The organism is Streptomyces niveiscabiei (assembly GCF_001419795.1).
GTDB lineage: Bacteria > Actinomycetota > Actinomycetes > Streptomycetales > Streptomycetaceae > Streptomyces > Streptomyces niveiscabiei.
Window position 1 is genome coordinate 1 of record NZ_LIRL01000738.1, and the last position, 11,264, is coordinate 11,264.

At 70.9% G+C, this 11,264-nt stretch carries 14 protein-coding genes; 6 read left to right on the top strand and 8 right to left on the bottom strand.

Translation table 11 applies throughout. The annotated features are described in order from the left end of the window. Positions 1-1,128 (bottom strand): hypothetical protein (locus tag AOK24_RS32265; protein ID WP_063799553.1); only part of this gene is annotated, 1,128 nt, incomplete at its 3' end. A gap of 120 nt (positions 1,129-1,248) precedes the next feature. Here AOK24_RS32265 and AOK24_RS32270 point away from each other — a divergent pair. Continuing rightward, positions 1,249-2,403: a cystathionine gamma-synthase gene (locus tag AOK24_RS32270; RefSeq protein ID WP_055723567.1), complete on the top strand. Its 1,155-nt coding sequence runs from the start codon at positions 1,249-1,251 to the stop codon at positions 2,401-2,403. 10 nt (positions 2,404-2,413) lie between these two features. Here AOK24_RS32270 and AOK24_RS51405 read toward each other — a convergent pair whose 3' ends face one another. The 3 genes from AOK24_RS51405 to AOK24_RS32285 all read right to left on the bottom strand — a co-directional run bounded on the left by AOK24_RS51405 (position 2,414) and on the right by AOK24_RS32285 (position 3,719). Next, a complete protein-coding gene (locus tag AOK24_RS51405; protein ID WP_055723568.1) occupies positions 2,414-2,665 on the bottom strand; it encodes a hypothetical protein in 252 nt (83 codons plus the stop codon). Next, positions 2,662-3,111: a sigma factor-like helix-turn-helix DNA-binding protein gene (locus AOK24_RS51410; RefSeq protein ID WP_055723569.1), complete on the bottom strand. Its 450-nt coding sequence runs from the start codon at positions 3,109-3,111 to the stop codon at positions 2,662-2,664. The genes AOK24_RS51405 and AOK24_RS51410 overlap by 4 nt, the downstream gene beginning before the upstream one ends. Before the next feature lie 101 nt (positions 3,112-3,212). Next, entirely contained in the window at positions 3,213-3,719 is a 507-nt protein-coding gene (locus tag AOK24_RS32285) for a MarR family winged helix-turn-helix transcriptional regulator (protein ID WP_055723570.1), read from the bottom strand. Positions 3,720-3,882: 163 nt separating this feature from the next. On the opposite strand from AOK24_RS32285, the gene ilvA reads away from it, so the two are divergent. The 3 genes from ilvA to AOK24_RS32300 all read left to right on the top strand — a co-directional run bounded on the left by ilvA (position 3,883) and on the right by AOK24_RS32300 (position 7,203). Continuing rightward, positions 3,883-5,112 (top strand): threonine ammonia-lyase, encoded by a 1,230-nt coding sequence (gene ilvA / locus AOK24_RS32290; protein ID WP_055723571.1) that lies wholly within the window; start codon positions 3,883-3,885, stop codon positions 5,110-5,112. A gap of 229 nt (positions 5,113-5,341) precedes the next feature. Continuing rightward, positions 5,342-6,352: an ATP-binding cassette domain-containing protein gene (locus tag AOK24_RS32295; RefSeq protein ID WP_055723572.1), complete on the top strand. Its 1,011-nt coding sequence runs from the start codon at positions 5,342-5,344 to the stop codon at positions 6,350-6,352. Further along, positions 6,349-7,203: an ABC transporter permease gene (locus AOK24_RS32300; RefSeq protein WP_055723573.1), complete on the top strand. Its 855-nt coding sequence runs from the start codon at positions 6,349-6,351 to the stop codon at positions 7,201-7,203. The genes AOK24_RS32295 and AOK24_RS32300 overlap by 4 nt, the downstream gene beginning before the upstream one ends. Before the next feature lie 94 nt (positions 7,204-7,297). Here AOK24_RS32300 and greA read toward each other — a convergent pair whose 3' ends face one another. Further along, positions 7,298-7,798, bottom strand: a complete 501-nt coding sequence (gene greA, locus AOK24_RS32305) for a transcription elongation factor GreA (protein ID WP_055723574.1) — start codon at positions 7,796-7,798, stop codon at positions 7,298-7,300. A gap of 190 nt (positions 7,799-7,988) precedes the next feature. Then, entirely contained in the window at positions 7,989-8,387 is a 399-nt protein-coding gene (locus tag AOK24_RS32310; RefSeq protein ID WP_055723575.1) for a DUF4307 domain-containing protein, read from the bottom strand. A gap of 179 nt (positions 8,388-8,566) precedes the next feature. On the opposite strand from AOK24_RS32310, the gene mca reads away from it, so the two are divergent. Continuing rightward, positions 8,567-9,427, top strand: a complete 861-nt coding sequence (gene mca / locus AOK24_RS32315; protein ID WP_055723576.1) for a mycothiol conjugate amidase Mca — start codon at positions 8,567-8,569, stop codon at positions 9,425-9,427. After that, on the top strand, positions 9,420-9,665 hold the full coding sequence (locus AOK24_RS32320; RefSeq protein WP_079057099.1) for a hypothetical protein: 246 nt from the start codon (positions 9,420-9,422) through the stop codon (positions 9,663-9,665). The genes mca and AOK24_RS32320 overlap by 8 nt, the downstream gene beginning before the upstream one ends. Positions 9,666-9,735: 70 nt before the next feature. Here the strand turns inward: AOK24_RS32320 and AOK24_RS32325 are convergent, their stop codons facing one another. Then, a complete protein-coding gene (locus AOK24_RS32325; RefSeq protein ID WP_055723578.1) occupies positions 9,736-10,998 on the bottom strand; it encodes a CHAT domain-containing protein in 1,263 nt (420 codons plus the stop codon). A 3-nt stretch (positions 10,999-11,001) separates the two neighbouring features. Beyond that, a partial coding sequence (locus AOK24_RS32330) for a hypothetical protein (protein WP_159052052.1) occupies positions 11,002-11,264 on the bottom strand: 263 nt, incomplete at its 5' end.

Genomic DNA, 11,264 nt, shown 5'->3' on the forward strand with positions numbered 1-11,264 from the left:
GGTGTTCTTCCTCGTCCGCAGCGTCGCCGGGCTCCCCCCGTTCGCCTCGTACCCCGCCACCGCCAGCGCCCGGTACACCGCGAACTCGCCCGCCGGGTCCTGCGACAGCGTCCACGGCAGCGCGCCCACGTGGCCGTCGACGTGCACGAGCTGGTTCATGGCCTCGGCCCAGCGCTCGCTGCGGACGAGGAAGAACACCAGCAGATGCCGGACGTGCGCGAGCATCGGGTCGTCGCGGCGCGCGGAGTGCACCGCGTGCAGCGCGCCGTGGATCGCCTTGGTGACGACCTCGCCCTGGTAGAAGCCGCGCACGAGGTTGACCTCGGGAAGGTGCTCGAAGACCGCGAACAGCGGCATCGCGGCGAGCAGCGAACCCTGGGGCGCGCGGGCGGCGGCGGCCTCGGCGAAGGACTGGGCGATCTCCCGCGAGCCGTGCCACTTCTCGCACCAGTAGTGCAGGGCCGAGAGATGCGCGCCCATGTGCTCGGGGGCGCGGTCGAGGATCTTCAGCCAGAGCTGCTCGAACTCCTCGCGGGAGTAGTTCAGCCCGCGCGCGATGGACAGCTCGACGAGGTACGGGACCGGGTCACCGGGGGCGAGCAGCGCCGCCTGCCCGCACGCCTCCTTCGCCTCCTCCATGATGATCCGGAAGTCGTCGGTCCCCGGCGCGGACGTCCGCCACGCCTGCTGCACCAGGAACTCGGCGTGCACCGCCGCACCGCCCGCGTCCTTCGGCTGCTCGGCACGCCACACCCGCAGCCACTGCCCGCCCGGGCTGTCGCTCACCCCGCCCGGCCGCTGCTGCAACTCCAGCGAGGCCGCCCCCGCGAACGCCTGCACCCGCTGCCACCGCACCTCGCCGTCCTTCGCGGTCCCCGCCAGCAACTGCTGCGCCGCGCGATAGTCCTGCGACCGCTGCACCACGTCCAGCACATCGACCAGGTCCTGGTCGGGGCCCGGCATCCGGACGTCCAGCTCCTCCTCGCGCACGAAGCCGTAGTCCGCCGGGTCCGCCGCGTCCGGGTGCCCCGGCGAGACCAGCTCGATCCCGCCTCGCCTGCGCCGCAGGAACGGCAGCAGCACGAAGCTCAGAAGCAGCGCCGCGATCAGGACCAAGAGAATCTCCATGCCTCAAGCGAACCAGACCCGACCGACAATTGGCGAACCCCCTCCCACGACCTGTGGATAACTCCGCGGCCCCAGACTCCGTACCGCACCACCGCCCCGAGCGCACTACCCTCGGAACCCATGAGCGACAGGCACATCAGTCAGCACTTCGAGACGCTCGCCATCCACGCGGGCAACACGGCGGACCCCCTCACCGGGGCGGTCGTACCGCCGATCTACCAGGTCTCGACCTACAAGCAGGACGGCGTCGGCGGCCTGCGGGGCGGCTACGAGTACAGCCGCAGCGCCAACCCGACGCGCACGGCGCTGGAGGAGAACCTCGCGGCGCTGGAGGGCGGCCGGCGGGGGCTCGCGTTCGCGTCGGGGCTGGCGGCCGAGGACTGCCTGCTGCGCACCCTGCTGAGCCCGGGCGACCACGTGGTCATCCCGAACGACGCCTACGGCGGCACGTTCCGGCTGTTCGCGAAGGTCGTCGCCCGCTGGGGCGTGGAGTGGTCGGTGGCCGACACCAGCGACCTCGCGGCCGTGCGCGCGGCGATCACGCCGAGGACGAAGGCCGTGTGGGTGGAGACCCCCTCCAACCCGCTGCTCGGCATCACCGACATCGCCGCCGTCGCGCAGGTCGCGCACGACGCGGGCGCGCGCCTGGTCGTCGACAACACGTTCGCGACGCCCTACCTCCAGCAGCCCCTCGCGCTCGGCGCGGACGTCGTCGTGCACTCGTTGACGAAGTACATGGGCGGCCACTCCGACGTCGTCGGCGGCGCGCTGGTCACCGCGGACGAGGCGCTCGGCGAGGAACTGGCGTACCACCAGAACGCGATGGGCGCGGTCGCCGGGCCCTTCGACTCGTGGCTGGTGCTGCGCGGGGCGAAGACGCTGTCCGTGCGCATGGACCGGCACAGCGAGAACGCGGTGAAGGTCGCCGACATGCTGACCCGGCACGCGCGCGTGACGAACGTCCTCTACCCCGGTCTGCCGGACCACCCCGGGCACGAGGTCGCGGCCAAGCAGATGCGGTCCTTCGGCGGGATGGTCTCCTTCCAGGTGACCGGCGGCGAGGAGGCGGCCGTCGAGGTGTGCAACCGCGCGCGGGTGTTCACGCTGGGCGAGTCCCTCGGCGGCGTCGAGTCCCTGATCGAGCACCCGGGCCGGATGACGCACGCGTCGGCCGCCGGGTCCGCCCTGGAGGTCCCGGCCGACCTGGTCCGCCTCTCCGTGGGCATCGAGAACGTCGAGGACCTCCTGGAGGACCTCAAGCAGGCGCTCGGCTGACCCACCAGCCCTACCAGCGGACCACGGGTGGGGTCGTCTCGGACGGCGGCTCCACCCACGGCTGTGCCACGGCGGCCCACACGGCGAACGCGACGACGGCCGCGAACAGCAGCGTCCACATCACGCGCCGCGCCACCCTGCGCCACCACAGCAGCCGCCCGCCCCGCCGCACGGCCTCGCCCAGCACCTCCGCCGGCACCACCAGCGTCGGCCCCTCCATCATCCGCCGCACGGCCACTTCACGGTTCGACCGGCTGCTCATGACGGCACCGCCTTCGCCCCGCGCACCATCGGCGCGGGGCCCCGGGGCGGGTGCAGGAGGTTCGTGGTGGCCCGGTGGCAGATCGCGCGGGCGCGTTCGGGGGAGAGGCCGAGGAGGGCGGCGATCTGTTCCTCCGCGATGCCCTCGTGGTGGCGCAGGACCAGGATCAGGCGTTCCTGGGGGGTGAGGCGGGCCAGCGGGGAGCCGGGGTGGGTGGTGTGGTGGCGCCACGCGGAGTGGGCGAAGCGGGTCGCCAGGTGCCCGCGCGCGTGGTCGTACGGGTCGCCCTTCTGGACGCGGTCCCAGGACGCGTACGTACGCGCGAGGGCGCTCGCCAGCAGGCGTCGCGCGCGCGGGTTGTCGTCCGCGACCTCACCGGTGATGAGCGTGGCCGTCCACAGCAGCCGTCCCCCGGCACCCGCGACGAACGCCTCGAACTCCCGCACCCGGCACCTCCCCCGCCGTCTGGACCGTCCTCATCTGAGACCGGCGACCCCGCACCGGTCAACCCCCGTGCCCGGTGAAGCGTCCGACGATGTGAAGACCCTCAGGACTCCTGTGCGGGTTCCGCTCCCGGCAGGCCCTGGGCGGACATGCGCGCGGAGAGGGCGGTGTTGAAGCGGGTGAGCAGGGAGCAGAACACCTCGCGCTCCTCGGGCTGCCAGTCCTGCGTCAGCTCGGCCATCAACTGGCGCCGGGAGGAGCGGACTTCCTCCAGGCGGGCGGTGCCGCGCGGGGACAGCTGGAGGACGACGGCGCGGCCGTCCTCGGGGTGCGAGGTGCGCTTGACGAGGCCGGTGTCGACGAGGGGCGCGACCTGCCGGGTGACCGTCGAGGAGTCGATGCCCATGCTCGCGGCGAGCGCCTTCACGCCCATCGGGCCCTCTTTGTCGAGGCGGTTGAGCAGCAGGTACGCGGCACGGTCCATGGAGTTGCGGACCTGGCCCACGCCGCCGAGCCGGGTCTGTTCGGCGCGGCGGGCGAAGAGGGCGACCTCGTGCTGGAGGGCGTCGAGAAGACCGGTGTCACCGACGGTCGTCATGTCCATCGACATCTCTGGTGTTGTGGGCATGGCCGGGGGCTCGCTCCATCATGGGGGTGCTGGGTTGGGGGACAGGGTACGCGGCCGGACGGTCAGTCGTACCGGCGCTGCGCAAACCCGTCCCGCGCCTCGGTCGGCGGACTCGTTCCCGGCTGTGAACTGCGATGCTGGAGGCATGAGCCACAGCACGTCCGGCGCCCTGCGGTCCGTCACCCTCGACGACGTCCGGGGCGCCCAGAAGATGCTCTCGGGCGTGGCCCGCATGACAGCCATGGAAGGCAGCCGGCACCTCACCCAGCTCGTCGGCTCCCCGGTGCACCTCAAGTGCGAGAACCTCCAGCGCACGGGGTCGTTCAAGCTGCGTGGCGCGTACGTGCGGATCGCCGGTCTGCTCCCCGAGGAGCGCGCGGCCGGCGTGGTCGCCGCGAGCGCCGGCAACCACGCGCAGGGCGTCGCACTCGCCTCGGCGCTGCTCGGCGTGCACGCGACGGTGTTCATGCCGCAGGGCGCGCCCCTCCCGAAGATCAGCGCGACCCGCGAGTACGGCGCGGAGGTGCGCCTGCACGGCCAGGTGGTCGACGAGACGCTCGCCGCGGCGCAGGAGTACGCCGCCGGGACGGGCGCGGTGTTCATCCACCCCTTCGACCACCCGGACGTCATCGCGGGTCAGGGCACGGTGGGCCTGGAGATCCTGGAGCAGTGCCCGGAGGTCAGGACGATCGTCGTCGGCATCGGCGGGGGCGGGCTCGCGGCGGGCATCGCGGTCGCCGTGAAGGCGCTGCGTCCCGACGTACGGATCGTCGGCGTCCAGGCGTCCGGCGCCGCCGCGTACCCGCCGTCGCTCGCGGCCGGGCGGCCCGTGTCGGTGCGCGGCCCGCTGACGATGGCCGACGGCATCAGGGTCGGGCGCCCCGGCGACGTGCCGTTCGCGATCGTCCGCGACCTGGTCGACGAGGTGCGTACGGTCTCGGAGGACGCCCTGTCGGCCGCGCTGCTGCTGTGCCTGGAGCGGGCCAAGCTGGTCGTCGAACCGGCGGGCGCGAGCCCCGTCGCCGCGCTGCTGAGCGAGCCCGGCGCGTTCGAGGGGCCGGTCGTGGCGGTGCTGTCGGGCGGGAACGTCGACCCGGTGCTGATGCAACGCGTCCTGCGGCACGGAATGGCCGCGCAGGGCCGTTACCTCGCCGTGCGGCTGCGGCTCACGGACCGTCCCGGCGCCCTCGCGACGCTGCTGGGGGTGCTGTCGGGGGCCGACGCGAACGTCCTCGACATCAGCCATGTCCGCACCGACCCGCGGCTCGGGCTGGCCGAGGCCGAGGTCGAACTCCACCTGGAGACCAAGGGCCCGGCCCACTGCACCGAGGTCGGACAGGCCCTGCGGGCCGCCGGCTACACCGTCATCGACTAGGAAACCCCAGGTCACGAGAGTGCTGCTCGCCCGGACGGGTGAAATGCATTGAGCGACGCGATACATCGCGTTATGGTGTGTCGTACGTCGCTCGAACGTTCTGTCGGGCGATCCGGAAGGCACGAACCTACGCTTCTCGCACGACCCGTTTCACCCGAACCGCAGAACTCCGAACCGCAGAACTCCGAACCGAAGAATCCCCGAACACCCCGATGACGTGGAGAGCCCAATGCCGGGTGCGATCTACGCCGAAGGACTCGTCAAGACCTTCGGTGACGTCAAAGCCCTCGACGGCGTCGACCTCGACGTCCCCGAAGGCACGGTCCTGGGCCTGCTCGGCCCCAACGGCGCGGGCAAGACCACCGCCGTACGCTGCCTGACGACCCTGCTGCGCCCCGACAGCGGGCGCGCGGTCGTCGCCGGGCTCGACGTCCTCAAGCAGCCCAACGAAGTACGCCGGTCCATCGGCCTGTCCGGCCAGTTCGCCGCGGTCGACGAGTACCTGACCGGCCGTGAGAACCTCGTCATGGTCGGCCGCCTCTACCAGATGGCACCCCGGCAGGCGAAGGCCCGCGCCGCCGAGCTCCTCGACCGCTTCGACCTCGCGGACGCCGCCGACCGCACCGCCAAGACGTACTCCGGCGGCATGCGCCGGCGCCTCGACCTCGCCGCCGCGCTCGTCGTCTCCCCGCCGGTCATGTTCATGGACGAACCGACGACCGGCCTCGACCCCCGCAACCGCCTGCTCCTGTGGGAGGTCATCAAGAACCTCGTCTCCGGCGGCACCACCCTCCTGCTCACCACGCAGTACCTGGAGGAGGCCGACCAGCTCGCCCACGACATCGCCGTCGTCGACCACGGCCGCGTCATCGCGCGCGGTACGTCCGACCAGCTCAAGGCGCGCACCGGCGGCGAGCGCGTCGAGGTCGTCGTCCACGAGCGCGGGCACATGTCCGCCGCCGCCGACCTCCTCGCCGCCTCCGGCAAGGGCTCCGTCACCGTCGAGGAGCACACCCGCCGGCTCACCGTCCCCGTCACCGGCGGCGCCAAGCTGCTCGCCGAGATCATCCGCGAACTCGACCTGCGCGGCATCGAGATCGACGACATCGGCCTGCGCAGGCCCACCCTCGACGACGTCTTCCTCTCCCTCACCGGGCACGTCGCGGAGGAGAAGACCGACAGCGACGACGGCACCGAGAAGACCGGGAAGACCGAGAAGAAGGGCAGGGCCGCGAAATGACCACCACCGACCCCCGCGTCGTCCCCGCGCCCTCGCATCCCGCGGTGCAGTCCTTCCGGGACTCCATGATCGTCGCCAAGCGGAACCTGATCCGCATGTCCCGGATTCCCGAGATGATCCTGTTCGGGGTCATCCAGCCGGTCATGTTCGTCGTGCTGTTCGCCTACGTCTTCGGCGGGTCCATGAAGATCGGGAACAGCACCGATCCCGGCGTCTACAAGAACTTCCTGATGGCCGGGATCTTCGCGCAGACCGTCACCTTCGCCACCGCCGGAGCGGGCGCCGGCATCGCCGACGACATGCACAAGGGCCTCATCGACCGGTTCCGCTCCCTGCCCATGGCCCGCGGCGCCGTCCTCACCGGCCGCACCGTCGCCGACCTCGTCCAGACCGCCCTCACCCTCGTCGTCCTCGCCGTCGTCGCCCTCCTCGTCGGCTGGCGCCTCGGCACCGCGCAGCCCACCAACCTCGGCAAGATCCTCGGCGGCTTCGGCCTCCTGCTCCTCCTCGGCTACGCCTTCACCTGGATCGGCGCGCTGATCGGCCTCTCGGTGCGCACGCCCGAGGCGGCCACCTCCGGCGGCCTCATCTGGCTCTTCCCCGTCACCTTCATCTCCAACGCCTTCGTCGACTCCGCCCAGATGACCCCCTGGCTGCGGCACATCGCCGAATGGAACCCCTTCAGCGCCACCGTCCAGGCCTGCCGCCAGCTCTTCGGCGACCCCGGCCTCTCCCGCTCCGACGCCTGGCCCATGCAGCACCCCGTCTGGGCCTCGGTCCTCTACTCCCTGTTGATCATCGTCGTCTTCCGCACGCTGGCGGTCCGCAAGTACCGTTCGGCGACGGCATGACCGGCCTCCCCACCCCCGGCCCGCAGCGGCCCCGTACACGACGAAACCCCCGTCACCAGGGCGGTGACAGGGGCTGTCGAGGGCGTGGGGCGGCTCAGCCGTTGTACGGGGTCGCCTTCAGGATGCGGACCATCGCCTTCTTGCCGTTGGGCAGCTCGTACTCCGCGTCCTCGCCGACCTTGTGGCCGATGACGCCGGAGCCCAGGGGCGACTGGGGCGAGTACGTCTCGATCTCCGTGCTCGCGTACTCACGGGACGCCAGCAGGAACGTCAGGGTGTCGTCCTCGTCGCCGTCGAAGGCGATCGTGACGACCATGCCGGGCGCGACCGCGCCGTCCGCGGACTGCGGGGCCTCACCGACCTTGGCGCTCTCCAGCAGCTGCGTGAGCTGGCGCACGCGAAGCTCCTGCTTGCCCTGCTCCTCCTTGGCCGCGTGGTACCCGCCGTTCTCGCGCAGGTCACCTTCCTCGCGCGCCGCCGCGATCTTCGCGGTGATCTCCGAGCGCGCGGGACCAGTAAGGTGCGCAAGCTCGTCCTTGAGCTTGTTGTACGCCTCCTGGGTCAGCCAGGTGACGTTCTCGCTGGTCTGGGTCACAGGTGCTCCTCGTCGGTACTGGGAATACAAAGCATCGCCCTACCCCGAAGCATGTTCCTTCAGGGACGGGCGAAACCACGAGCCTAACAATTCGACGGCGGAAGGGGGAGGACATAAGTCACCGGAAAACCGTCACCGCAGGTCAGAGCTGCCCCGCAGGCGGGATACGTCGAACGGGTGAGCGCCGGCCTCAGCCCGGATGGCACCCGAGCAGCTCGGCGGTCGTCCCCCGGGCCGTCGTACGGAGCGTGACGACCTTGTCGATCCGGGTGTCCGAGCCGGTGAAGCGGAAGTCCGCGCGGCCCACCTCGGCGCCGTTCTCGGCCTGGGAGCGGACCGTGCAGTAGCCGCTGGTGCCGGCGTCCTTGCGCACTTCGAGGTGGACGGAGACGGAGGAGTCGGAGACCTGGAAGGCGATCAGCTCACCGCTGATCTCGTTCTGGCCGACGTAGTGCCAGCCGAACCAGCCGATGAGCCCGAGGAGCAGGGCGCCCAGGACGCCGCCGAGGACCTTCAGCCGGTGGTCGGCCCGCGCGTCGGTCGTACGGCCGTAGCGCCCCTCGGGCGCGCTCGCACTTGCCGTACTCATGTTGGTCCTCCGGGCCCCGGAACAATTCGTCCCCCGATTCGGTCACTATAGAAGCCCCCCGCGCGCGGGCGACCACCGCCCCTCGGAGACCTCCCTACGGGGCGGACCGACGTGACTGCACACCGGACGACCGGGTGCCGACTGACTGAGGATGAGTCTTGACTGACCAGCTGCGACTGATGGCCGTCCACGCCCACCCCGACGACGAGTCGAGCAAGGGCGCGGCCACCATGGCGAAGTATGTGGCCGAGGGGGTGGACGTCCTGGTGGTCACCTGCACGGGCGGGGAGCGCGGCTCCATCCTGAACCCGAAGTTGCAGGGCGACACGTACATCGAGGAGCACATCCACGAGGTGCGCAAGAAAGAGATGGACGAGGCCCGCGAGATCCTCGGCATCAAGCAGGAGTGGCTCGGCTTCGTCGACTCCGGCCTGCCGGAGGGCGACCCGCTGCCGCCGCTCCCCGAGGGCTGCTTCGCCCTTGAGGATGAAGACAAGGCGGCCGGGGAACTCGTCCGCAAGATCCGTTCGTTCCGTCCACAGGTGATCACGACCTACGACGAGAACGGCGGCTACCCCCACCCCGACCACATCATGACCCACAAGATTTCGATGATTGCCTTCGAGGCGGCGGCGGACACCGAGAAGTACCCCGAGTCCGAGTACGGGCCCGCGTACCAGCCGCGCAAGCTCTACTACAACCAGGGCTTCAACCGGCAGCGCACCCAGGCCCTGCACGACGCGATGATCGCCCGCGGCATGGAGTCCCCGTACGAGGAGTGGCTCAAGCGCTGGGACGAGTTCGAGCGCGTCGAGCGCGTCCTGACCACGCACATCCCGTGCGCCGAGTACTACGAGATCCGCGACAAGGCGCTCCTCGCGCACGCCACGCAGATCGACCCCGACGGCGGCTGGTTCCGCGTTCCGATGGAGGTCCAGAAGGAGGTCTGGCCGACCGAGGAGTACGAGCTCGCGAAGTCGCTCGTCGATTCGTCCATCCCCGAGGACGACCTCTTTGCGGGCATCCGCGACAATGCCTGATATGAGCGCAAGCGTGAGCCCGGCAATGACGCAGTTCGTCCTCCTCGCCAAGGAGGTCGACGAGAACAAGGTCACCCCAGGCGTCCTCGGCTTCATCGTGTTCGCCGCCATGGCGTTGGCGGTGTGGGGGCTGATGAAGAGCATGAGCAAGCACATGAACCGGGTCGACTTCAAGGAACCGGGGGGTTCCGCCGAGGAGGCCCCGGCTCCCGCCTCCGAGAAGCCGGCCAAGGGCTGACCCGTCGGTGGCTCGGTCGTACTACGGGTACGTCGTGACGACCGGGCCGCACAGTGCTGCGTGACCGGCGTCACAGTACCGGGGCGGTCCGCTCCAGTCGCCGGTCCATCCCGCAGTGCAGCGCGTACGCGAACCCCAGCGGGTTGCGGAACGTGTCCGCGAAGTGCCGGGCCAGCGTGTGCGCGATCTCGCCGGCCGTGTCGGCGGCGCCCAGGTACCGGGTGACGAACGCGTACGCGTACTCCGCCGCGAACACCTGCGGCATCTCGATCTGCGGGCCCAGCACGCCGCCCGCGCCCGCCGTGATCAGCGCACCGCCGAGATACGTGAGGTCCGCGCCGCCCGGCAGGCCCGCGTAGCACGCGTTGAACAGCACCAGCGGACGGTACGGCAGCAGGCCCGCCGTCCGCCGCGCCAACACCGTGTGCGCGTCGATGTCCTGACTGTCCGTCAGGCGTACGACGAGCAGGGGCGCGCCCGCGTCCTGCGCCGCCTCGAACCTGCCGTGGCACCAGAAGTACATCAACTGGTCGTCCATACGGCCCGACTTGAGCGCCGCGAGCAGCTCGTCCCGGCGGGAGCGTTCCACGCATACGGTGCCCTCCGCGAGCGCCGTCGCCACGTCCGCCGCCCTCGTGCGGCCGTACGGGTCGATGTTCTTGTCGTGGTTCAGGCTCACCACCGGTACGGGCGGGGGGAGTTGGGGGTCCGACTCGTCCGGGAAGTCCGCGTACCGGCCGCCCGTCTGTTCCAACTGGTGGCGGTAGCCCAGGAAGCGGTGCAGGGGGTTTTCCTCAACTCCTGTCGGGAGCGCGAGCATCGGCCAGGGCAGGAACAGAGGTGAGTCGACTCTGATTCTGAGCGGCTTCTCGCTGGTCAGCGCCTCCTGTACGACCTTCCGCAGGCGGTCGGCTCCCCGGCCGCCCGCGCCGAGCAGTTCGTGCCACAGGAGGTACGCGCCCTGTTCCGCCAACTCGTCGAGAATCTCGGTCAGTCCGGGTTCGTCGGTGAGGTCCATGCGGGTCGCGTACGGCTCGCTCACCGGCATGCCGGTCGCCTGGTCCACCGGCTCGTACGCCACCAACTCCCTTTTCCACAAGGTGCGTAGACGTGCCGCGCTGGATCTGACCGTCGCCGGGGAGACGTCCAGACGGGCCGTGTACTCGTGCGGGGACGGGGGGAGGGCCGTGCCGTACGCGCGGGCCCTGATGTGGTCCTCCGCGTACGTGTCCAGCGTCAGGACCAGGTCCGGGTGGCGGATCGTCGACGCGGGGTGACGGGTGAAGCCGTGGCTCGGGTCCTGGGTGATGCGGAGGGGGAGTTCTTTCGGCACCGGTCAGGTCCTCCCGAGGGAGGTGGGGGTGGTGCCGGTGAGGTCGGCTCCGGGGGTGTCCGTCACGTCGAACTCCGTCTCCAGCTCCTGGAGGACCGTGCCGGTGAGGTGGTGTTCCACCGTGAAGCGGATGCGGTGGCGGCCCGGGCGGAGGGGGGTGAAGCGGAACTCGGCGCCCGCGTCTGTGTCGTCCGGGGGGCCGGGGCGGATCGTCACCGCGTGTTCCGGGGTGATGTCCGCCGGGGTGAGGGGAGTTGCTCTAGCGG

Bases quoted from the DNA above. Each gene is read 5' to 3' on its own strand.
- AOK24_RS32270 (WP_055723567.1), top strand. From the start codon at position 1,249: ATGAGCGACAGGCACATCAGTCAGCACTTCGAGACGCTCGCCATCCAC.
- AOK24_RS51405 (WP_055723568.1), bottom strand. From the start codon at position 2,665: ATGAGCAGCCGGTCGAACCGTGAAGTGGCCGTGCGGCGGATGATGGAG.
- AOK24_RS32285 (WP_055723570.1), bottom strand. From the start codon at position 3,719: ATGTCGATGGACATGACGACCGTCGGTGACACCGGTCTTCTCGACGCC.
- ilvA (WP_055723571.1), top strand. From the start codon at position 3,883: ATGAGCCACAGCACGTCCGGCGCCCTGCGGTCCGTCACCCTCGACGAC.
- AOK24_RS32295 (WP_055723572.1), top strand. From the start codon at position 5,342: ATGCCGGGTGCGATCTACGCCGAAGGACTCGTCAAGACCTTCGGTGAC.
- AOK24_RS32300 (WP_055723573.1), top strand. From the start codon at position 6,349: ATGACCACCACCGACCCCCGCGTCGTCCCCGCGCCCTCGCATCCCGCG.
- AOK24_RS32310 (WP_055723575.1), bottom strand. From the start codon at position 8,387: ATGAGTACGGCAAGTGCGAGCGCGCCCGAGGGGCGCTACGGCCGTACG.
- mca (WP_055723576.1), top strand. From the start codon at position 8,567: ATGGCCGTCCACGCCCACCCCGACGACGAGTCGAGCAAGGGCGCGGCC.
- AOK24_RS32320 (WP_079057099.1), top strand. From the start codon at position 9,420: ATGCCTGATATGAGCGCAAGCGTGAGCCCGGCAATGACGCAGTTCGTC.